Annotated in this window: 19 protein-coding genes; 10 read left to right on the top strand and 9 right to left on the bottom strand. The window is 35.9% G+C overall.

Features of this window, described 5'->3' with window-relative positions:
* Window positions 1–119: 119 nt before the first annotated feature.
* Both FFM65_RS00225 and FFM65_RS00220 read right to left on the bottom strand, forming a co-directional pair.
* Window positions 120–962, bottom strand: a complete 843-nt coding sequence (locus FFM65_RS00225; RefSeq protein ID WP_245954197.1) for a helix-turn-helix transcriptional regulator — start codon at window positions 960–962, stop codon at window positions 120–122.
* Window positions 963–990: 28 nt separating this feature from the next.
* Complete coding sequence (locus tag FFM65_RS00220) at window positions 991–1,350, bottom strand: DUF488 domain-containing protein (RefSeq protein ID WP_119317108.1); 360 nt, start codon at window positions 1,348–1,350, stop codon at window positions 991–993.
* A 167-nt stretch (window positions 1,351–1,517) separates the two neighbouring features.
* On the opposite strand from FFM65_RS00220, the gene FFM65_RS00215 reads away from it, so the two are divergent.
* Window positions 1,518–1,955, top strand: coding sequence for an Hsp20/alpha crystallin family protein (locus tag FFM65_RS00215; RefSeq protein ID WP_119317107.1), 438 nt, complete (start codon window positions 1,518–1,520; stop codon window positions 1,953–1,955).
* A gap of 594 nt (window positions 1,956–2,549) precedes the next feature.
* On the opposite strand, the gene FFM65_RS00210 is transcribed toward FFM65_RS00215, so the two are convergent.
* From FFM65_RS00210 to FFM65_RS00200, 3 genes are all read right to left on the bottom strand, one after another.
* Window positions 2,550–3,503 carry a LacI family DNA-binding transcriptional regulator gene (locus FFM65_RS00210; protein ID WP_119317106.1) on the bottom strand — a complete coding sequence of 318 codons (954 nt, stop codon included), beginning with the start codon at window positions 3,501–3,503 and terminating at the stop codon, window positions 2,550–2,552.
* A gap of 239 nt (window positions 3,504–3,742) precedes the next feature.
* Window positions 3,743–4,447, bottom strand: coding sequence for a bifunctional demethylmenaquinone methyltransferase/2-methoxy-6-polyprenyl-1,4-benzoquinol methylase UbiE (gene ubiE / locus FFM65_RS00205; RefSeq protein WP_119317105.1), 705 nt, complete (start codon window positions 4,445–4,447; stop codon window positions 3,743–3,745).
* Window positions 4,448–4,457: 10 nt separating this feature from the next.
* A complete protein-coding gene (locus tag FFM65_RS00200) occupies window positions 4,458–5,066 on the bottom strand; it encodes a histidine phosphatase family protein (protein WP_119317104.1) in 609 nt (202 codons plus the stop codon).
* Window positions 5,067–5,279: 213 nt separating this feature from the next.
* Here FFM65_RS00200 and FFM65_RS00195 point away from each other — a divergent pair, with 213 nt between their 5' ends.
* Window positions 5,280–6,620, top strand: coding sequence for a uracil-xanthine permease family protein (locus FFM65_RS00195; protein ID WP_119317103.1), 1,341 nt, complete (start codon window positions 5,280–5,282; stop codon window positions 6,618–6,620).
* 55 nt (window positions 6,621–6,675) lie between these two features.
* On the opposite strand, the gene FFM65_RS00190 is transcribed toward FFM65_RS00195, so the two are convergent.
* Window positions 6,676–8,550: a fructose-bisphosphatase class III gene (locus tag FFM65_RS00190; protein WP_119317102.1), complete on the bottom strand. Its 1,875-nt coding sequence runs from the start codon at window positions 8,548–8,550 to the stop codon at window positions 6,676–6,678.
* 140 nt (window positions 8,551–8,690) lie between these two features.
* Here FFM65_RS00190 and FFM65_RS00185 point away from each other — a divergent pair, with 140 nt between their 5' ends.
* Window positions 8,691–9,575 (top strand): aldo/keto reductase, encoded by an 885-nt coding sequence (locus FFM65_RS00185; RefSeq protein WP_059074430.1) that lies wholly within the window; start codon window positions 8,691–8,693, stop codon window positions 9,573–9,575.
* Window positions 9,576–9,645: 70 nt separating this feature from the next.
* Here FFM65_RS00185 and FFM65_RS00180 read toward each other — a convergent pair whose 3' ends face one another.
* The 3 genes from FFM65_RS00180 to FFM65_RS00170 form a co-directional block, all read right to left on the bottom strand.
* Window positions 9,646–10,434, bottom strand: coding sequence for an FAD:protein FMN transferase (locus tag FFM65_RS00180; protein WP_162897856.1), 789 nt, complete (start codon window positions 10,432–10,434; stop codon window positions 9,646–9,648).
* Window positions 10,435–10,568: 134 nt separating this feature from the next.
* Complete coding sequence (locus tag FFM65_RS00175) at window positions 10,569–11,345, bottom strand: hypothetical protein (RefSeq protein WP_119317100.1); 777 nt, start codon at window positions 11,343–11,345, stop codon at window positions 10,569–10,571.
* A gap of 122 nt (window positions 11,346–11,467) precedes the next feature.
* A complete protein-coding gene (locus FFM65_RS00170; RefSeq protein ID WP_119317099.1) occupies window positions 11,468–12,760 on the bottom strand; it encodes a nucleobase:cation symporter-2 family protein in 1,293 nt (430 codons plus the stop codon).
* Between the two features lie 124 nt (window positions 12,761–12,884).
* Here FFM65_RS00170 and FFM65_RS00165 point away from each other — a divergent pair, with 124 nt between their 5' ends.
* The 7 genes from FFM65_RS00165 to FFM65_RS00135 all read left to right on the top strand — a co-directional run bounded on the left by FFM65_RS00165 (window position 12,885) and on the right by FFM65_RS00135 (window position 22,285).
* Complete coding sequence (locus tag FFM65_RS00165) at window positions 12,885–14,321, top strand: C69 family dipeptidase (protein ID WP_119317098.1); 1,437 nt, start codon at window positions 12,885–12,887, stop codon at window positions 14,319–14,321.
* An 83-nt stretch (window positions 14,322–14,404) separates the two neighbouring features.
* Window positions 14,405–14,875: a transcription elongation factor GreA gene (gene greA / locus FFM65_RS00160; protein WP_119317097.1), complete on the top strand. Its 471-nt coding sequence runs from the start codon at window positions 14,405–14,407 to the stop codon at window positions 14,873–14,875.
* A gap of 183 nt (window positions 14,876–15,058) precedes the next feature.
* Window positions 15,059–15,976, top strand: coding sequence for a DMT family transporter (locus FFM65_RS00155; protein WP_119317096.1), 918 nt, complete (start codon window positions 15,059–15,061; stop codon window positions 15,974–15,976).
* A gap of 383 nt (window positions 15,977–16,359) precedes the next feature.
* Window positions 16,360–17,352, top strand: a complete 993-nt coding sequence (locus FFM65_RS00150) for a ketopantoate reductase family protein (protein ID WP_119317095.1) — start codon at window positions 16,360–16,362, stop codon at window positions 17,350–17,352.
* A 114-nt stretch (window positions 17,353–17,466) separates the two neighbouring features.
* A complete protein-coding gene (locus FFM65_RS00145) occupies window positions 17,467–18,474 on the top strand; it encodes a D-2-hydroxyacid dehydrogenase (RefSeq protein ID WP_119317094.1) in 1,008 nt (335 codons plus the stop codon).
* Between the two features lie 104 nt (window positions 18,475–18,578).
* Window positions 18,579–19,586, top strand: coding sequence for a D-2-hydroxyacid dehydrogenase (locus tag FFM65_RS00140; protein WP_162897855.1), 1,008 nt, complete (start codon window positions 18,579–18,581; stop codon window positions 19,584–19,586).
* Between the two features lie 197 nt (window positions 19,587–19,783).
* Window positions 19,784–22,285: a hypothetical protein gene (locus tag FFM65_RS00135; protein WP_119317092.1), complete on the top strand. Its 2,502-nt coding sequence runs from the start codon at window positions 19,784–19,786 to the stop codon at window positions 22,283–22,285.
* Window positions 22,286–22,463: the final 178 nt, after the last annotated feature.

Raw genomic sequence — 22,463 nt, 5'->3', positions numbered from 1 at the left:
CCCTTAATTTGCGTAAATGAATTACACTAAGTTTAAATCTTACTACAATATTTTTAATAAAAAAAGGCAATCTTCTCTTGTATTTAAGAAGATTACCTCAATTTTTTTTAATAATTATTTTAATTATTACCCTCGGTACGATATTTCGTCGGTGCGACCCCAGTATATTTCTTAAAGGTTTGACTAAAGTAGCTCAATCTAGTGAAACCTAAGGCATCGGAAATATCATTGATACTTTTGTCAGATTCCTTTAATAAGAGCATCGCTTTTTGAATTTTACGTGCATTTAAGTAAACTGAAAAGCTCAACCCTGTCTCTCGCTTAAACAATTTACTGAAATAGTAATCTGACAAATAAACTTTACTCGAAACTTGATCCAACGTTAATCTTTTATCTAAGTTACTATCAATATACTCTATTGCAGAAATAATGGAAGCATTTGACGTCGACATCGTCTTGATTTGTTGCAAAGCCTTGCCGTCATTGTCGTCTAAATCATCAATAGTCTCATTAGCATCTAGAGCGTATTTAATAATAAAATCATCAATACCACGATTTTCAATGATTATTTTGGATATTCCTTCAACCATTGTACGCAAATAAACCACTTGATCATTCAATCTACGCATTAAATCTAGTCTTTTAGGGCTAACTTCAATAGTGTCTTTGGCTACACAAATTTTTCCAACTCGTTGATTCAATTGGGATATTCTGATTGGTGCGTCAGCATATTCCATATGATATTTGCACTTATGAATACTTAATTTTGACAAATCTGTCTTTTTATCCTTTTGTATTAAGGAAGCGCTTTCTGATAGCACACCAAAAATACCCGCACGCAAGTGATCGTCATTTCCCAAAACAAAGACAGCTATATTATTAGTTTGGGCATATGCCTGCAGCAGGCGGATTATTAATTTTTCGTTGCTAGATAATAAAGACTGTAAATCGAACTCTTCCATTTTCGTTAGCCAACCTCATTTACAATATTTAAATGTTTTTATTTAGATATTCCATGAGAACTACCGCATCATTGTGTTCTTCGTCTTTAGCACTGTATAAAATCAAAACATCTTGTTCTTGCAAAGCGGATTTAATTTCCGTTAAGAATTCAGACGTATAGGGATTCTGATTAATTTCCTCCAAATATCTTTTCTTGAATTCGGTGTATTTTTCAGGATCGTGTCCAAACCATTTTCTCAATTCCGCTGATGGGGCAATCTGCTTTGCCCAAAGATCAAGTTTGGCTCTGACCTTAGACATTCCACGGGGCCATAGACGATCAACTAAGACTCGATAGCCTTCAGGTAATTCTTTGTCATAAATACGTTTCAAAATTAGTTTAGTCATTTAACTAACCCTCTTTTTTCATGTTAATTATATCACATAAAATAATCTATAATTTACTGATCTTTTGTTGTTTTAGCACTCGACAATTAAGAGTGCTAATTTCTTGAACTTCCACCCGAAAAGGTCTTACAATGTATTTGTAATGAAGGGAAAGGAAGTAACATAGTATGACAAACGAAATTATGGATCGTAACAATTTAATGAGAAATTGGTTCAACAATGATTCTTGGATGAACAATTTTCCATCCATATTTGACAACAATTTCCCAGAAGATTCAACATTGAAGACTGATATTAAAGAAACTGATAAAAATTACGAGGTTCATGTAGATATGCCCGATTTTGATAAGAAGGATATCGACATCAATTATGAAAATGATGTACTAACAATTAGTGGTCATCGTGATAGCTTTAACGACCACAATGATAAGAACGGCGACATGATTATGAGTGAACGTTCAAGTGGTCGTTACATGAGACAATATCACTTGCCAGCAGTTGATTCAAAGAGTATCAAAGCTACTTACGACAAGGGTGTTCTAGAAATTAACCTTCCAAAGTTAGAAAAGAAGGTTGAATCAGGACATCACATTGATATTGACTAATACTTAAAAATATCAATTTAACTTCGACTTTTCAGAGAAGTCCGACTTACTGAATTTGGTTCGGTATGGTCGGGCTTCTTTTGTTGATTCTTGCCGTAATTTTGATGTACCTTCACAATTTCTTCACATTTTATAAATACATTTTTCATATTAATAAAGTACTATATAACTTGTAGATGAGAGATGTAATAAATCCCTTTTCTCACCCCCTATAACATATATATATTTAATCCCCTAATTTAAAAAACACCTTTCCCCGAGGTGTTTTTTTATGTATTTTAGGTATCTGCTGGTAGTAGTTATACACAAAATAAGCTATACTGATATATGCAGAGTGGAATTTTTCTACTCTCATGGGATGTAGTATTAAATTACTACAAAAGGACTTAAGAATTTATAAAATTTAAAAAGACTTATCTATAAACAGGGCTATCCAAGTTTTACGTAATAAAAATATTGAAACTATTTTCTGATAAGCCTGTAACAAACGAAAAACTGATAAAAGATGACTATACTTTTATCTTCCCCCCTATAACAAAATAAATCCCCTAAAAAGGGCATCCTTTTCTGATTAAGGATGCCCTTTTTGCTTATCTATTCTCCATTTAACGATCCACGCAAAATCAATTCCGATGGAATCATCTTCTTCACGACGTCTTTTTCAAAGATAGACCAAAAAGCATATTCACCAATTTCGGTCAATTTATGATCTACCGTTGAGAAATTCATTAAACGGCTGTAATCCAAATCTTCTTGCCCAATAACTGGAATCTTTTTCTTCATCTTGATTAATTGTTGGATTACTCCAGCAGCAACTTGGTCACTGTTAGCAAAAATCACCTGTAAGTCAGGATCTTTTTCTAATAAATACTGGGCACCGAGATTGCCACCTTTGAAATCTTTGGCCTTATTGTAAACATGGTCTTGATCGATTTTTTTATCAAAAACCTGATGAAAAGCGTGTTTAATTAATTTAGTCGACTGGCTTGAGGATTCTTTACGGCTGACCGTAACGCCGATATGGTCAAAATTATGTTGTTGTAAAACTTTGAAAACATCGACAAATGACTGACCCCGATTCGTATAAGCACAAGAAATTGGATAATCAAAGGTATCTTCACAGCAAGTAATGGGTCCATACTGTTTGTATTCGAGGATTTTTTCAAATGAAATGGCTCGGGAAGTAAAAATAATTCCGTCAAAGGCATGATGTTTTAACATTTCTAAGTATTTGATTTCATTTTCTTCGTTATAATCAGATGGCAATAAAATCACTTGATAGTCTTCCTTGAAGGCCACTCGAGTGATAGCAGCGACCAATTTTTGAAAATAAGGAATACTAATATATGGCAAAACAACCCCGACGGTGTGCGTTTGACCAGTACTTAAAGCACGGGCAACATCGTTAGGATGATAATCTAATTTTTCCATTGCATCAATAATTTCAGCTCTAGTTTTGGCAGCGACATAACCTCGATCATTGATAACTCGAGAAACTGTCGAGACCGAGTGCTTGGAAAGTTTGGCAACATCTCTAATATTTGACATAAAGATCACTCCTGATTTGGATTGTTAGCTTGCTACATCATGATAAATGCAGCCTTTTTCATAAAAAAGCTAATCTTCACATTTTCTTCACAATTTCAAAATATTTGATTCACACTTATTAAGTATAGTATTAATTGTAGATGAGAGATACGAAATCTCATCTCATCCCCCCTATAACATATATATTTAATCCCCTAAAAATTAAAAGAACACCTTCCCCGGGTGTTCTTTTTTCGTGCCTATTTTCTTGCAAAATGGATTGCAGCAGCTTTCAACATCAAATTTGTAACTTCAATATCGTCAAAACCTGCATCTTGCATCATTTGCGCTAGTTGTTTAATACTAACAAACTTATTAACTGAGTCATCTAAATATTGATATTCCGACTTACTTTTGGCAAAGACCTTTCCCATCAAAGGCATCAAATGATTGAAATACATTTCCCAGCCTAGTTTGACGACTGGTGTTTGAACTTTGAAAGCCTCCAAACAGATCAATTGCCCATTTGATTTCAAAATACGAAAAATTTCATTCAACACTTGATTAGCATCCGGTACATTACGCAAACCAAAACCAATCGTTACCACGTCAAAACTTTTATCGGAAAAATTCAAATCCATAGCATTGCCCGACATTAATTCAATATTAGTTAAATTTGAGGCCGCAACTTTTGCTTGAGCAATTTTTAACATCTCGGAGCTAAAATCTAACCCAACGACTTTGGCATGTGGATATTTTTGAGCTAACATGATCGTCCAATCGGCTGTCCCACAACAAAGATCAAGAATCATATCTGGTCCGTTGTCAATTTTTGCCGTAGCGATTTTACGCCATTTTTGGTGAGTTCCTAAACTCATAATGGAATTTAGTTTGTCATAGTTGCCAGCTATATTATTGAAAGTCTTTTGAACATCTTTTTGGGGAACTTTATTAGTCAGACTCATAATTTACCTCTTAATCAAAATTATTAGCACGTCCATAGTACATGAGATAACGCTTGCCACTGTTAGAAATCATGTACTTAGAAACTCCTGCATTAGCTGGCTGGATGATTTGTGAAATATTTTTGATTCCGGTAATTTCTTTCATGATGGCACGACTAACGAAGCCATGACAAACGACCATAATTTTCTTGTCGCCTTTCTTAGCCATATCATCCAAAAAATCATCTACTCGCTTATAAACGTGTTCAAATGTTTCGCCATCTTTAGCATAATCAGCATATTTAGGTGCCAAATAGTGGTTCTCATCAAATGCATCGGGATATTTGGGTTCCAACTCACTTGCCTTAACACCGTCCCATGAACCATAATCACCTTCGCAAAGACGCTTATCTAATTTGATTTCGTGTACGCCTTGATTCAAAATTTTGGCAGTTTGAGCGGCACGTTTTAAAGGACTTGAATAAATTTCGTCAAAATCATTAATATTGATATTTTTTTCTAAAGTTTCAACTTGCTTGATTCCGTTAGCATTCAAGGGTTTATCAGTAGACATCCCGTTGATACGATTTTCGTAATTAGTATCTGTTTCTCCATGTCTTACAATGTATAATTCGACCATAATATCTCCTTCTTGGTAGCGCTTAAAATACTTCTTTTAGTATTTCATTATTGACTTTGCTTTGCAACTCAATTATAGTGAAAGCAATCAAATATAGTCCTTTAAATATTGGTCCCGTGAGGCTAATAAGGAAACACGTTCAGTCTTTTATTTCGCATACACGGGATAGAGGGCTATTTTTTTGCAAAAATACATTTAGGGGAGATGTTTCTTTTGGCTACAAATGATCAGCAGTACCGCAACCCAGACGCAGTCTTAGACGTCTACGAAAGACCGCCATTAGGCAGTTGGGCCTTTTTATCTTTACAGCACTTATTCTCAATGTTTGGTGCCACCGTTTTGGTACCGTTACTAGTTGGACTAGATCCTAGTATTGCCTTTTTCAGTTCTGGTGTCGGAACAATTATTCATATTTTAATTACTCATCGTAAGATTCCAGCTTACATGAGTTCTAGTTTCTCATTCATTGTGCCGATGGTTTCCTTGATGAAGACAGTTGGTTATGCCGGTGTCGCTCAAGGTACTATCGCCGTTGGTATGGTTTACTTGATTGTTTCATTGATTGTTGGTTTCATTGGTTCCGATTGGATCGACAAAGCTTTACCACCTATCGTCGTTGGACCTATTGTTATCGTTATTGGTATGTCAGTTGCTGGAAGTGCTGCTAACAATGCCATGATGAACGGTTCTCACTATGATCTGACTTACTTTGGTGTCGCTATGTTCACTTTATTTCTAACTGTTATTTTGAACATGGTTTTGAGAGGATTTTGGAGTAATATTGCTATTCTTTTAGGTATCATCGGCGGTTATATTTTGGCCGTTGCTTTAGGTATTGTTGATTTTTCAAAAGTTATTTCTACACCTTGGTTCAAATTACCTGCTTTCGATGTAATGTTTGCTAACTACATGCCTAAGAAAATTTATTGGGGCGCTATCTTGAGTTTTGCACCAATCGCTTTCGTAACGATGGCAGAACACTTGGGACACATCATGGTACTAGACGAATTGACTGGACGTGACTTCTTCAAAGATCCCGGCCTTCACAAAACTCTAGCTGGTGATGGTACAGCTTCAATCGTTGCCGCCTTTCTAGGTGGTCCTCCTGTAACATCATACGGTGAAAACATCGGTGTTATGGCTGTTAATAAGATTTTCAGTGTTTACGTTGTTATCGGTGCTGCCGTCTTCGCTGCTCTGTTTGGATTCGTTGGTAAATTGAGTGCCCTGATTCAAACAATCCCTGGACCAGTAATCGGTGGTATCAGTTTCGTCTTATTCGGAGTTATTTCATCAAGTGGTTTAAGAATCTTAGTTGATAACAAAGTCGACTTCAATGAAAAACGTAACTTGATGATTGCTTCAGTTATCTTAGTTATCGGTATCGGTAACGCTTATCTACAAATCGGTAGCTTCCAATTTACTGGTGTTGGTGTGGCTACAGTTGTTGGCATTATTTTAAACTTAATCTTGCCAAAACATGCCTTGTCAGAACACTGGGACGATGACAAAGATAATTGGAAAAAGGATCAAAAAACAAAAGAGAATGCTTAATTCTGGTTACTAAAAAGCGATTCATATCTATGTTATAAGATATGAATCGCTTTTTTCATTTAATAAATTTACATAAATACTTTATTTGCTTTTGGATACTCTTCCCATAATCAGTATCTTTAATCGTACGACGTTCTGAAGAGTGTTCAACGATTTCTTTATCCATCACGACGTCCGACATTTCAGCAATCGATTTGTTTTTATTAGCGAATGGTTTCAAAGTTTCCAAACGCATGCCATAGGAATCGTATAACAATGTATGACCACCAATCTTTGAACTTCGCTTAGCGTCAAACATCCCATTGACTACAATAATCTTTTTGTCTGCCATTACAGGATTAGCATTTTCATCAGCTGGCGTGTGACCATTAACGATATGACCGCGAGTACTTAGTTCGAATTCCCTTAAAATCCTATTGGCAAACCATTCTTCATTACACAAATCAAAAAATGGATTAGGTGTTTCTCTTTGAACTTCTTTGTCATTAACAAAATAGCGTTCAAAAGTAGTCATTTTATCTTTACCAAATAATGGTGATTTTTTCCCTTCCCAGAGGTACCAAATAAAATCGGAATTAAAACAATCAGCTGTTGTTGGATGTCTCATAGCATCTTTGACAATATACTCACTGTAATCCAAAAGTTCTTTTCCTGCGTAGGCTTTTCCTTCAATGGCAATAGAAGATAAATTACCTTTTTGATCTACTGGAATGCATCCATGAAATAGCAAGTTATCATTATGTTCCAGATACATTCCCCCATTGTCAGCTAAAAACCACATGTCCTCATTTAATTTATTTGATTGAATAAATTGATTTATTAAATCTATTAAAACTACACGTTCACTATTAGTAATTTGATAAGGTGAAGCTGGATTAACTGTTTGAAAACAACCATTTTCGATTGGATAGTCTTTCCCATTAATCGTTATAGTTCTTTTATCCAAACTCAATTTATCCAATAATAAGCGGTCATCCATTTCAAATTCCGGACGACGTTTAATTGCTTGTCCTTCGAGTTTAAACTGAATTATCGCCGCAGCTTGTTGAATGCAATTATCGATATCCTTTTCTTCATCAGTCATTCCGGCCCAAGCTACTTTGGGTTCAAAATTTGGCAAAGGCATGTAACGATTTGTCGCGAATTTAACCATCGAAGTTAGATCAATTCCATAAACATCTTCCAATAATTTCAAATTGTGATAACGGGCACTGATCCTAATCAAATTCATCATACACAGTTTTGACCCGGCCATACTTCCTAGCCACAAAACATCATGATTGCCCCATTCAAAATCAAAATTCTGCCACGTCTCAGTCAGATGATCAATAACTTTATCAGGATGAGGTCCGCGGTCGTACAAATCGCCAACAATATGAATTCGCTCAATTGCCAGTTTCTGAATAGCGTGACAAAGAGAGATTATAAATTCATCCGCTAAACCTAATTTAACTAACTGCTTGACCATTTCTCGATAGTATTGACGCTTATCTTCAGCTCTCAAATCTCCAAAAACTAACTCTTCAGAAATATCTAAAAATTGCGTATCAAGCGATTGATCGATTACATTTTGGGGATACTTTTCAGCTACATAGCGCAATACTTCAATCATCTGATTTGTCGTATCCATGTACCATTGCTCTAAATCATTGCCTTTCAGATCGGGGGTGATTTTTTTCAAAATATCTTCAGGATAATAAATCAAACAGACCAATTTTTGTTGATTGGGAACTGTCAAACGACCATTAAAAAGTTCTCCGACTTTACGACTGATATTGCCAGCACCACTACGAATGATATTCAAATACTTGTCGTAATTGCCATGGACATCACTAATAAACGCCTCCGTTCCCTTAGGTAAGTTCAGAGTCGCTGATAAATTAATAATTTTCGTCTTTATTTCATTAATATCCGTGAACTTTTCTTCCATTTAGAAAAAACCTTCTCCCGCAATATATCAATCATAGTTATGATAGCGTATACAATTGAACTATACCAAATGCACAGTCTATTTCCAAGTATCAAACTAATATTTGAGTTAAAATTATAGTTATAGGAGGTTAGTTAGACATGAATTTAAAATTAGATTCTACTGTAACTTTGAATAATGGTGTTAAAATGCCCCAATTAGGTATGGGTGTTTGGAAAGTCAACAATTCTGGTGCTTCTCAAGCCGTCCAATGGGCATTAAAACACGGCTATAAAGCAATTGATACTGCTAAACAATATGGTAACGAAGCTGGTGTAGGCGAAGGATTACAAAAAGGTTTTGCAGACAATGGTCTCAAGCGTGAAGATATTTTCCTAACAACTAAGATCTTCAACGGTGACCAAGGTTATCAATCAACACTCGACAACTTCGAAGGTCAATTAAAGAGACTACAAACTGATTATGTAGATCTACTCTTGATTCACTGGCCAGTTGATGGAACTTACCTAGAAACATGGCGTGCTTTGGAAACCATTTATAAAGAAGGCAAAGCCCGTGCTATTGGTGTTTCTAACTTCAATATTGAAAGATTAAAGGATATTCTCCAACACTGCTCAATTAAACCAGCAGTTAACCAAATGGAATATCACCCACTTTGCCAAGAAGTTGATATCAAGAATTTCTGTGATGAAAATAATATTCATCTTGAAGCTTGGTCTCCACTTGGTGGTGGTTCAGTTCTAGGCGACCCTAGACTTAAGAAGATTGCTGACAAGTACAACAAGTCAGTTGCTCAAGTTATTTTACGTTGGGACTTACAAAATGGCATCATTACCATTCCTAAGTCAGTTCACGAAGAAAGAATTGTTCAAAACTCTGACGTTTATGACTTCGAACTAAGTGACGCCGACATGAAAGAAATCAATGGCTTTGACACAGACAAGAGAAGTCTCTGGTATGGTGGCTTCTTCTGGAGTGGCAACCCTGATGGTTACAAAGATGAAGTTGAACAATGGGACGACTAAAATAATCTCATTTTAATAAAAAAGGAATCTCTTGGTGTAGAAAATCTACATTGCGAGGTTCCTTTTTATATTAAGATATTTTCTTTTCATTGGTTTCAATTGCACCATCACTAAAGGCCAATGGTATTTCTTCTTTATCTATTACTAAACCAGATAGATCATAAGCTTCTATAAAATCTACAAATTTGGAAACAGTTGTTAAAAGACCAACCTCTGCCCAAACGCTTGCTTCAACGATATTTTGACCGATGACAATGGTTTGTTTGATATCACTAAGATTCATGTGGACTGACTCGAAATCGTTCTCAGACATCGCAATAACGCCATTTTGCAAGTAATAAGTTGTCAGTGGCTCTTCTTTAGTAGAGTCATTGATATCAATTGCCCATTTAAAATCAGATTCCGGTTTAGTAGCAACTTTAATTTGTTTATCATTACTCAACCAAATTCCTTCGATGTCAGAATTTTCTAATAACGGCGTTACATATTTATTGAAAGCTTGTTCTAGTGCCCAGGCTTGTACCAAAGTATTAGGATCATATTTACCAGCAAAATATGGCGTGTAAACTCCTTGGGTCATTTGTTCTGCCAAAACCGTTGAGTTATAAATCATCGCAAAGTCACTTGACTCTTGTAATGGTGTTTTATCTCCTCGTTGAAATCTTGAAACTAAAGAATCATAAGCAAATGGCGAAAATTGGTGGTTAACCTCAATTAAAAATTGCTCAACATTTTGCCGAGCTGCTTTCATTTGTTCCATTAGAATCTGATTATTTTTAGTTGTCGCTATTTCAAGTTTAAATTGTTCATTCATTTGATTAATTATCATATTAGGGAAAAAATATTTTTTAATTTTCATAACGTACCTCATTTATATCAAGCGTCAAATCTTCTTTGACTATATATAAAATTATAAAAATGAGATATGAATTATTTATGACCAAAAATAGAATTTTTAAACAAAAAAAGAACCGTATAACGACGTTACACAGTTCATTTACGTAAAGGAATCTTATCAGAAAAGCCATCACGAAAGTTTTCTAACCCAGCGTACTTATCGACGATCATGCCGGTCAAATGGTACTTAGTAATGAAATCGGAGAACTTAGACCCGGCCGACAATCCAGCTGATGACCAAATATTAGCATCCACAGCACTATTGCCAACAATCGTTACTTGCTCAACATTGCTCTTTTCATTTCGCAAACCACGCAATTCATTAGCAGTTGAAACAGCACCATTCTTCAAAAAATATGTTGCTAACAAGATGTCGAGGTTCTTAGGGTCTTTGATTGCAATGCGCCATCTAAAGTCAATATTGGGACGACTGGCTAACCGAACATCCTCACCACAACGTAGTGACACACCATCGATACCTTCATCACTCAATAATGATAATAAATAACGGTTAAAGATTTGATCGATCATCCAACCATTCAATAAACCAATTGGATCATACTTCCCATTAAAGTAAGAGCTAAAGTAATGATGGGTCATTTGTTCAGCTGTAATTGTCTGTTCATAAACTTCACGAAAAGTCTTCGAAGTCATTAAGGCAGTTTCTTCACCATCTTGGAAACGTGATAATAACGAATCATGGTTCTCTAATGAAAACAGACTATCATATTCTTGAACGTTTTCAGAAATTTTTTCAATGGTCTCATCAACTAATTCTTTATTAATAGCACCTTCATTCAAAGTGGCCAATTTTACTTCAAACGGCAAATCAAACTTATTAATAACAATGCTTATATATTTATATTCATTCATATTTTTCACTCCTTTGGCTAAAAAAAATACGTATACTTATCTTATTTATCGACAAGTATACGTACCAAATGTGATGAAAATATGACCAAACTTTGCTTATGCTTTGAAAGTTTCAAAACTTGCTAATTTGTCTTTTTGTTCGGATTTAGCAATAAATTCAAAATAATTGCTGAGAAACTTCCGACTACTAAACCATTGTTTAAAATAGTTTGAACAGTTGATGGCAAGAAGTGCAATAACGTTGGTTGAACTGTTACACCCAAGCCCAAACTGATTGAAACTGCCATAATCATAATGTTGTTGTTATTCATTTCAACACGTGACAACATCTTAATTCCTTCAATACCTACGGTACCAAACATAATCAACATGGCACCACCCAAGACGGCATTAGGAATCAATTCAGCTACAGCACCAACCTTAGGAATCAAACCTAAAATAATTAATAGGAAGGCTGAGAAATAAACTGGCTTGTTCTTCTTAATTCCTGACAATTGAACGACCGCCACATTTTGTGAGAAAGTCGAATATGGGAATGTATTAAAGATACCACCTAAGATAGCAGCCAAGCCTTCTGAAGCATAACCTCTTTGTAAATCATCTTTATCCAAATCATCGCCTGTCAATTCTGCCAAAGCGTAGTAAACACCAGTTGACTCAATCATACAAGTTAAAGCAGCTAAAAGCATAACTACGATCGATGACCATTCAAACTTAGGCGTTGCAAAGTAAAATGGTTGAGGAATTTGGAACCAATGAGCAGTACCCACGGTCTTGAAACCAATCTCGCCCATTCCAATTCCTAATAAATATCCGGCAACAATACCGATCAAAACAGCAATTTGCTTGATAAATCCGCGACCCCAAATACTTACGATCACAATAATCAAGGCTGTTGCAAATCCTAGGATCAGATTCGTAGAGCTACCAAAATCTTTGGCATCAACGTTTCCACCACCAATATTTTGGAAAGCTACAGGAATCAAAGTAAATCCAATCAAAGTAATCAAAGAACCAGTAACTACTGTTGGGAAGAAGTCTTTCAAGTTAGCGAATAACTTGGAAATCAACATGATGAAAACCCCAGCAGCGATGATGGCACCATACATATAGGCAATTCCAAAATGATGCCCAATGTTTTGTAACGGCGTTACATATTCGACAGCTGAACCCAAAACAACTGGCAAACCAATACCCGTCAATGGTGTTCGTTTAATCTGTAAGAGTGTAGCAACCCCACACATAAAAATATCAACTGAAATTAGATAAGTCATTTCTTTAGCACTGAATCCTAGAGAAGCACCAATTAAAATTGGAATCAAAATATCGCCAGAATACATTGCTAACAAATGCTGAAAGCCTAATAACAGATTTTTAAGGAATGATTCTTCCTTATCGTTCGTGTTTATATCCATTACACCCTCCTAATTTATCAAAATTATACCATATATTCGTGATTACAATATGAATAAGTTTGAAGATACTGCTTACATTTATATGATAGAATGTAACCAGTACAAATAGGAGGAATTCGAAAAGATGAAGAAAAATCATTTGGATGACGCTTGTACCACTATTTTAGTTGGTAAAAACGCCAGTTTAGATGGATCAACAATGATTGCTAGAAACGACGACACTTTCTTTGCGGTAGCTCCACATAGCTTCGTATTGAATCCTGCCGTAAACGGTAAAAAAGGACGCAAGGTTAAGTCATGGTTAAATGGCTTTGAATCAGAAGTTCCTGAAAATGGCTACAAATGGCCTGCCGTTCCAAACGTTGATTACAAGAAGTTTGGCTACTACGACGAAAGTGGTATTAATGGTAAGAACGTTGCTATGTCTGCCACAGAAAGTACTTATGGTAACGAACGTGCCTTAGCTTTTGATCCATTAGTTAAAGATGGTATGGACGAAGACGTTATCGTTCGTATGGTCCTACCTTATGTTGACTCAGCCAAAGGTGCTGTACAACGTACTGGTGAATTGATCAAGAAGTTCGGTTCACCTGCTGGTAACTCTGTTCTATTCAGTGACAAAGATGACGTTTGGTACATGGAAATCGTTACTGGTCACCACTGGGTAGCCCAAAGAATTCCTGACGACAGTTATGCTGTTTGTGCTAACCGTGTTTCAATTCAACAAGTAGATTTCAATAATACTGACGAATTCATGTGGTCAGAAGGAATCCAAGAATTTGTTGAAAAGAACCACCTAAACACTGACAAGACTGGCTGGAACTTCAGACATATCTTCGGTACAGACAACCTTAAAGATCGTCACTACAACACACCACGTGTTTGGTTTGGTCAAAAGTACTTCAACCCAGAAATCCAACAAGATCCAGAAGATGGTGAATTACCTTTCATCATGAAGACAGATCACAAGATTTCTGTTGATGATATCGAATATGTTTTGGGTTCACACTACAACGAAACACCATTCGATCCATTCAGCCCATATGCTAGTGAAGATGACAAACACCGTTACCGTCCAATCGGTTTGAACAGAACTCAAAACTCACACGTTCTTCAAATCAGAAATGACGTTCCTGAAGAATATGCTGCTATCATGTGGTTATGTATCGGTTACCCAACATTCTCACCATACATTCCTTTCTATACTAATATGAACGAAACAGATCCTTCATATAATGATGCTTCACTTGAATTCAACTTCAAGGATGCATATTGGATGTATAAAGCCTTGTCAGTTCTAGTTGAATCAAACTACACAGAATTCATTCAAGACGATATCGACTACTTAACAGAAATTCGTCAAGAACTACGTGAAGCTGTTGCTGAAACTGACAAATTAGCTGCTAACTATTCTGGTGATGAACTAGTTGAATTCTTAACTGACCGTAACCAAAAGGTTGTTAAGCAAATGCAAGAAAAGACTCACAAATTCTTTGGTGAACTTTATACTAAAGGAATCAATCTTTCAAAACTTACATTTAATATGGATGCAAATCTATAATCAATTACTAAAAGGTATCTTCTTTGGAAGGTGCCTTTTTTGTGTTACATTGGATTTAAAACAACTAAATCGAGGTTTTTAAAATGGAACCAACTTTTAATAAGATGACACCTGCTGGCTACAAAGCTATCGAACAAGAAATAAAAGATTTGAAGGCCAGTCGTCCTGAAAAAATCAAAATCTTGGCAGCCGCTGCAGCTTTAGGCGACCGTTCCGAAAACACCGAATATTCTAGTGCCAAACGTGATCTAGGACATCTTGAGAGCCGTTTACGTTATTTACACAAACAATTGCAATACGCTGATGTAGTTTTGCCTGCTGATAACGACCTTTTAGATATTGGTAAATTCGTGACAATTGAATTTTTAGACGATCACGACCAGGTTACTTATCAATTAGTCGGAAAACAAGAAGCTAATTTAACTCAAAACAAAATTTCTTTTGCCTCACCAATCGGCAGTGCTTTAGAAAATCATAAAGTCGGCGATACAGTTTCAGTCAGCGCTCCTGAAGGCTCATATGATGTAAAAATCATCAAAATTTCATTGGAATAATTAAGTCAACGCTATCACTAAAAATTAAATACGGTATATACCATTTTAAAGGGATTCATTGATAGCAACAAAGTTCTCCATACCTTTACGTGCCAAACGTCATGATATAAAAAAAACAATAGTCAAAATCGTTTATTCACAGGTATAATATTGCTATTAGCTTTTTTTAGGAGGAATTTTTTCATGGACGAAGGGAAAAAACTGGCCAAGAAAACTCTTAACCGAGGATTTTGGTTAGCATTTTGTGCGTCTGCTCTTTGGGGTGTATCTGGAACTGTCTTGCAAGTCGTTGCTAAGAATTTGAACATCCCAGCTATGTGGTTTATCGCAACTAGAACTACCGTAGCCGGAATTATTTTGTTAGCCGTTGGCTTAATTGTTTTACCAAGCAAAGAGTTCTTTGCTGTTTTTAAGAATTGGAAAGATCTTTTGACGTTAGTTTCATTTGCCGTTTTCGGTTTGTTAGCTAATATGTTCACCTTCTTCCATGCCATTAAAACTGGTAATTCTTCTACTGCAACTATTTTGCAGTATTTATCACCACTCTTCATTATGATTGGTTTGATTCTTTTCACGAAAAAGAAAACTTCTCGTGTTGATGTCATCTCCTTTGTTTTGGCATTGATTGGTGTAGTCTTGATGATTACTCGTGGTGACATTGGTCACTTATCTATTCCGTTTGTTTCAGTACTTTGGGGAATTGGTAGTGGTATTACAGCTGCTTTATACGTTGTTATTCCACAATCCCTTATCGCCAAATATCACGGAATTTTGATTACTGGTTGGGGTATGTTGATTGCGGGAATTATTTCCAATTTCTTCAGTCCCATCTGGGTCAACCCACCAAAAATGAGTACCGCTAGCGTTCTTGGAATCGGAACCGTTATTCTTTTAGGAACTGTCTCTGCATTCTTATTGATGGTCTTGAGTACTAAGTACACAACCGCTGCAATCATTAGTATTACTGATGCTGTACAACCATTTACAACTCTAGTTTTAAGCGTGATTTTCTTACATTATGCTGTTAACTTGCCCGAAATTATTGGAGCAATCATTGTTGTATTAGCAATCTACGTATTGAATCGTTATGATACTGAATAAATTTTAAGTAAAAAAGGGCCGCCAAGTCGAAATAGATCAACTTGGCGGCCCTTTTTGTGTCCCTTAGTTTTTCACTAGAGGCAACGCTTGACCCAAGTTGATCTGCAAAATAATCACGACGACAATAATCAAAATAGTATACATAGCGAAGGCCTCTTTTCAAATTAGAATAAAATTAAATTGTATTTAGAATAATATTTGTTTATCGAATTGTCAATTGCTTAAATAATATTTTTTATTTTTATAATTTTTGTTGATAAAACACACTATATAATGCATTCAAAAAACGCACTGTAAATTCATTAAAATTGATTAATTTTAATTTGACATTCTCTAATATTCGTCTAATAATACAGTCACAAAAAATTTTGGAGGCGGTATTTATGAAATATGCAATATTAGGTGCAGGTGCTATGGGACTACGTTATGGAGTTCTTCTACAGGAAGCTGGATTCGATGTCGACTTTGTCGAAATTTGGCAACCACAAATTGATAAGATTCGTGAACAAAATGGCGTTTTCGTTTCACGTGATCACAAGAATAAGCACTTGGTGCCCGTCAATATTTACTCCCCCGAAGAATATACTGGTGATCCTGATGTTTGGGTCGTTTTCACTAAACAAATGCAATTGGCTGATGCTTTGAAACGAACAGCACATGCTTTTAAACCATCTCAATATGTGGTTTCACCAATGAACGGAATGGGCCATATCGACAAGTTGAATCAATACTTCGACAAGCAAAACGTTATTGGCGCTACTGCGTTGATTGGTACAGTTTTGAATGGACCTGGAGACGTTGATTTTATCGGTGCTAAAGGTGCTGGTAGCATGAATATGGCTAATGAGACGGAAACACCCGATGAAATGACTAAAAATATTCAGGATGAGTTTACTCAAGCTAACCTTAATCCCAACTTGACGACCAATTTTATGGGAACCTTGATGGCAAAAGTTATTTTCAATTCAGTCGTTAACACTTTGTGTACCATGTTCGAGATTCAAATGGGTGAATTCATTCAATCACCAGTTGCTGAAAAGCTCAGTCGACAGTTGATCGATGAAGCTTTCGATGTCTGCGAACGTGCAGGAATTACTTTGCTCAATACTCGTGAAGAAGAATGGGAATCCGTTCAATTCGTAAGTAGTGTCAGCAATCCTTTGCACTACCCTTCAATGTATCAAGACATGTCCAAAGGACGTAACACTGAGGTCGACTATATCAACGGCTATATTTACGATTTGGGATTGAAATATCACTATGAAGCTAAAACTCATGATTTCTTGCGTAATTTAGTTCATCTAGCCGAATTCTCAAGAGATTTTGACGTTGAAGCACTCGAAAAGAAGGTTCAAGACTTAGAATTATCTAAATAATTTAAAATTTCCCCTTTCATTTGTCAGAATTTGCGTTAAACTTAATAACAATTAAATTATTAGAATTTTACTAATTTAATATATATTTTCTAATTATACGAAAGAGGGATCGCTATGAAAATTTTTCTATACGGAGTTCGACCAGACGAGGCAGTTTACCTAAAGGAATGGGAAAACGCTAATCCAGATGTTGAAATCGACTATACTGACAAAATCGTTACTGAAGAAACAGTTGATTTGGCAAAAGGTTATAACGGCGTTGTAATGTTGCAAACACAACCCTATACTCGCTTGGCCTTGCAAAAGTTGCACGACTTTGGCATTAGTAAAATCTCAGTTCGTAACGTTGGTTTGGACGGCTTTGATTTCAAGGATCTCCGTGATTTCGGATTTTCATTGACGAGTGTTCCCGTTTACTCACCTAACGCTATTGCTGAACACACAACTAGTTTGATTTTACGTTTGTTAAGACGAGTACCAGAATTTGACGAGAAATTCAATAACGCTGACTTCCGCTGGTACCCTACAATCGGGGAGGAAATCAATGGTAAAACTGTTGGTATTGTAGGAACCGGTCACATCGGCTCAGTCGTTGCTAGATTGATGCTCGCCTTTGGTGCCAAAGTAGTAGCTTACGATATTAAGCCTGACCCATACTTGGAGAATCTAGGAATCTACGTTGATTCTTTGGATAAAGTATTAGAGCAAGCTAACATTATAACGCTACACACACCTCTAGCCAAACGTGATGTTCATATGATTGATAAAGCTGCCTTTGCCAAAATGAAAGACGGCGTAATCTTTATCAATGCTGCTCGTGGTGGCTTAGTTGATACTGATGCTTTGATTGAAGCCTTGGACAGTGGCAAAGTTGGCGGTGCTGGTTTGGATGTCTTGGAAAGTGAAAATGATGTCTTCCAAAAGAAATTCGACAAGATTGAAGATGTCAAAGATCCACAATTCCAAGCTCTACTTAACCGCAAGAACGTCATCATGACTCCACATACAGCCTTCTATACAACTACAGCTGTTCATAATATGGTCTTCGATTCTTTGAATGACAATCTTAAAATGCTAAATAATCAAACTCCGAAATTCCCAGTCGATATTTCAGAGGACTAAAAAGACAAATAACCAGTCAAAATGTTTAATTCATTTTGGCTGGTTATTTTTGAATCAAATTATAAATTCTGCTTTAATTAGTGTATAGCTTAAAGGAGGATTTTTTGATGAAAATATTTGCTTATGGAATTCGTGAAGATGAAGAACCATCTTTGAAAAAATGGGAACAAGCAAACCCAGATGTCGAAGTGGGCTTCACTAACAACATGCTGACTGCTGACTCAGCTCGTATGGCTGAAGGTGCTGACGGTGTAGTTACTCTTCAAACAGCTGACTACACTAGAGAAGCCTTGGAAGTACTTCACAATTTAGGCATCAAATATATTTCTATCCGTAACGTTGGAGTTGATAATTTCAATTTCCAAGATCTCAACGATTTTGGCTTTACTTTGACAAACGTACCAGTTTACTCACCTAATGCCATCGCTGAACACGCAGTACTATTAATGGGAAGATTGCTCCGCCGTACTCCTGAATTTGCTCAAAAAATTGAAGACGGCAACTTCACTTGGGCACCTACAATTGGTAAAGAATACCGTGAACAAACAGTTGGTGTCATCGGTACTGGTCACATTGGCCGTGTTGTTATGCAAATTCTAAAAGGCTTTGGCTGCAAAATCGTTGCTTATGATGTTTACCACAATCCTGAAATTGAAAAACAAGGTTTATACGTTGATACATTGGAAGAATTGTACAAACAAGCCGACATTATCACTCTCCACGTGCCATTATTCGACAGTAACAAGTATATGATCAATGAAAAAGCTATCGAACAAATGAAAAATGGCGTCTACATCATTAACTGTGCCCGTGGTGAATTAATTGATACTGATGCTTTAATCAAGGGCTTAGACAGTGGTAAAGTTGCTGGAGCCGGACTAGACGTTATCGACAATGAAAATTCTGTTTTTGGTAAGAAATGGTCTAGCATCGACAACATTCCTAACGAAAAGATCAGAAATCTAGCTAAACGTTTGAATGTTATCGTTACTCCACACAGTGCTTTCTATACAGAAACAGCCATTCATAATATGATCACAACATCATTTGATTCTAACAAATCATTGATTGAAGGTTTGAAACCCGACAATATCGTCGATACTAATAAATAGATTTGTAAGCACATCCTAAGGGATGTGTTTTTTTATACAATAAATTTAATTCTATAAACAATATATCTAATTGACAATTTATTTATATTTAAATTACATAAATAATACTCATAAATGATTTAAATGTGTACAAATGGACTATACTCATATCGTATATATATCGCCTTCTTAAGAATCCATTAAGGGAAGTGTTATTTATGATGAGAAAGTATGTATTATTTTTTATCTTAACTATTCTTATAGGTCTTATTTATGTTTCAAACAATTATTCCACTAGCTTTGCGGATACTAACAGTGCTATCGCTTCTGCACCTGAAGGAATTGATATCCACAAATATTTCTACCCTGTTACTCAGCCATCACCTTATGGAGAACATAATCCTTTCAAGACAAATTCTGCTTCAATAAAAAATAATTACATCCTAGATTTAGCCGATGGTTATTCTACTTATGGTGCATTATGGGGGCGCGATGATATTAAAAATTATATTGATTTGCGCTATCCTCAAACAATTTCAGCCTGGTTATATTTTGGACCTGACCAAGGATCAGATGTTTTTAACGGACAAGGAATGGCCCTAGTTTTACAAAATGATAGTCGAAAACAAGCTGCCTTAGGTGCTGGAGGACAAGCGTTAGGTGTTGATGGATATGACCGGTCTACGAAAACACAAGCCAATGGTTCTGGCCTGATTGACTACTATACTACAAAATTTGACGATCCCACTACAATTGCTAAAAGCGCTATTCAAAATAGTTTAGCTATTGAATTTGATACACAAAAAAACGATGTGACTAATTCACAAGGAGATGCTCCAACGGCCTTTCAAACCTATTCGACTGGTAGTATTTGGAGATATCCATTTATAGTCTATCAACATGCAGATTACTCATTAAATGCATTTGATACCGTAGATACTAGTATTGCTGCACCGAATAATTTCCCAGACAACACCTTATTAGGGGCTTATTCCGGACAATTCGGTCACATTTCTTTTACTTTTCCATCCAATTCCAACTCCTATCATTTAACAAATTTAGTCACTGGAACATCCAATAGTGATACTTATAGCCCTTTTACAAAAACTTACTCACTATTTCATACAGAAAACACCACAGCCGCCTTAATTGACGGTACTGATTCACATAATCAAAACGTTGATTGGCATCATATGACCTTTACTTGGACTCCTCCAAAAGCTGGCAGCACAATCGGTAAAGCTACTTATTATTTTAATGACAAAGATAAAGATGGTACTTTGAATCCAGTAAATACTGGTAATCAATTCAACAAAAGTATTTCACATTCAATAGACGTTAATACTGATATTTTTCACCTGGCTAATGGTCAACATACCGTATTGTGGGGTTTTACCGGTGCAAATAGTGACAAACCAAGTCCAAAAGAAACTAGACTTGTAGCTAGCAAATTAGTTGATTTTGAATCCATCCCATCTCTAGTAGAAGCCCATGCAACCAGTTCACTCTTTGATCAAAGTCTAAACAAAACTATAACTGAAGATTCGACCGATAAAACAGTCTTAGGTGGTGACAAAGTCGCCCTTACCTATCAATTGAATTACGACACAGGAAATGCTGACTGGAACAACATCAAAGCACGTTTTAATTTACCGAAGCACTTCAAATTAACTCCCGATGCCCAAGACAATATTGGAACCATCACCTATGCTAATGGCATAATTGAAGGCATCCCCGCAAGCTCTTTAGCAACTGATAAAACTTATATTTCGTACACCTTGCGTTCTCCCCTCAATACAAATGACAGTACTGCTAAAATCACGCTCAATGGAACTGTCAATAATACGACGGGGAAGGATTTGGATATTACTAAACAACCGGCAAAATTCGTTGGTGATACCAATATCAGTTCTACTGAAACACCTAGTTTTATTATCAAATATAATCCTACTTGGTCGATGTCTTTGAAACCACTGACAGATAAAAATTTATTATTCAAGCAAGAGAATGCCACACTCGATATCAATCCTGAATTAACTTATAGTGACAAACACGACTTTTATGATTCCGACAAAATCAAATATACATTCAAGGTGGGCAGTCATACCTTTACGAAAGAGTTACCATCCAATTCTAATTCTGATACTTCAGAAAATACGATTGATTTACGCGAACTAATTGATAATGATATTTCAAAAGTTGATTTTTGGTCCCTTTTTCCTAGTCAGACTGACGTCCCCGTTACGGTTTTTGCCACTGATAAAGACAATATCTCCACATCTCCGCAGACCTTCACCGTACATGTCTTACAAAATAAAATTCTACAAATTAGAACTTCAAAAAACATCGAATTTTCTGATACTAATATTTTCAATACTAATAAAATCCTGCATCGTAAAACTAACTTTATTCTAGAAATTACTAGTTTTCGTGAACCTTGGTCTTTGAGTGTCTCTACCACTCCTTTAAAAAATGGCGAAGAACTTTTTAACGGTTCACCAGTTTTTGTTGATCAACAAAATACTATTCATCCATTAACCGATGCCCCAACTTTTATAACTGATGACAAAACTAGTCACGACCCAATAAAAATTGACGATATTTCTCAAAAATGGAATAGTAGTTCGGGAATTTTACTAAAACAAAGCGGTAATTCCAAAGCTGGAAAATACACCGGAACCTTGACTTGGACAGCCAGTGACATAGTTAAAAATTCCTAAAACATCGTTATAACGATAAATTTTTTCAAATATATATTTGACAAACTAAAAACCAAGGTGTAGATTAATCACCAATCAATTAATTAAAACTTATTTAATTTTATTAGACGTTGAAGAGAAGAGTAAGTTGACGAGTAGTTTGTAGAGTGACCGCTAGATAGTGAAAAGGCGGAACGAA

The sequence above is a fragment of the Companilactobacillus formosensis genome, from assembly GCF_005405305.1.
Classification (GTDB): Bacteria; Bacillota; Bacilli; order Lactobacillales; family Lactobacillaceae; genus Companilactobacillus; species Companilactobacillus formosensis.
Note: the sequence above shows the minus strand (reverse complement) of the source record. Positions and strands in the feature narration are given on the sequence as shown.

Coding starts and splice junctions, on each gene's coding strand:
- FFM65_RS00225 (WP_245954197.1), bottom strand. CDS start 962: ATGGAAGAGTTCGATTTACAGTCTTTATTATCTAGCAACGAAAAATTA.
- FFM65_RS00220 (WP_119317108.1), bottom strand. CDS start 1,350: ATGACTAAACTAATTTTGAAACGTATTTATGACAAAGAATTACCTGAA.
- FFM65_RS00215 (WP_119317107.1), top strand. CDS start 1,518: ATGACAAACGAAATTATGGATCGTAACAATTTAATGAGAAATTGGTTC.
- FFM65_RS00210 (WP_119317106.1), bottom strand. CDS start 3,503: ATGTCAAATATTAGAGATGTTGCCAAACTTTCCAAGCACTCGGTCTCG.
- ubiE (WP_119317105.1), bottom strand. CDS start 4,447: ATGAGTCTGACTAATAAAGTTCCCCAAAAAGATGTTCAAAAGACTTTC.
- FFM65_RS00200 (WP_119317104.1), bottom strand. CDS start 5,066: ATGGTCGAATTATACATTGTAAGACATGGAGAAACAGATACTAATTAC.
- FFM65_RS00190 (WP_119317102.1), bottom strand. CDS start 8,550: ATGGAAGAAAAGTTCACGGATATTAATGAAATAAAGACGAAAATTATT.
- FFM65_RS00185 (WP_059074430.1), top strand. CDS start 8,691: ATGAATTTAAAATTAGATTCTACTGTAACTTTGAATAATGGTGTTAAA.
- FFM65_RS00180 (WP_162897856.1), bottom strand. CDS start 10,434: ATGAAAATTAAAAAATATTTTTTCCCTAATATGATAATTAATCAAATG.
- FFM65_RS00175 (WP_119317100.1), bottom strand. CDS start 11,345: ATGAATGAATATAAATATATAAGCATTGTTATTAATAAGTTTGATTTG.
- FFM65_RS00170 (WP_119317099.1), bottom strand. CDS start 12,760: ATGGATATAAACACGAACGATAAGGAAGAATCATTCCTTAAAAATCTG.
- FFM65_RS00165 (WP_119317098.1), top strand. CDS start 12,885: ATGAAGAAAAATCATTTGGATGACGCTTGTACCACTATTTTAGTTGGT.
- greA (WP_119317097.1), top strand. CDS start 14,405: ATGGAACCAACTTTTAATAAGATGACACCTGCTGGCTACAAAGCTATC.
- FFM65_RS00155 (WP_119317096.1), top strand. CDS start 15,059: ATGGACGAAGGGAAAAAACTGGCCAAGAAAACTCTTAACCGAGGATTT.
- FFM65_RS00150 (WP_119317095.1), top strand. CDS start 16,360: ATGAAATATGCAATATTAGGTGCAGGTGCTATGGGACTACGTTATGGA.
- FFM65_RS00145 (WP_119317094.1), top strand. CDS start 17,467: ATGAAAATTTTTCTATACGGAGTTCGACCAGACGAGGCAGTTTACCTA.
- FFM65_RS00135 (WP_119317092.1), top strand. CDS start 19,784: ATGATGAGAAAGTATGTATTATTTTTTATCTTAACTATTCTTATAGGT.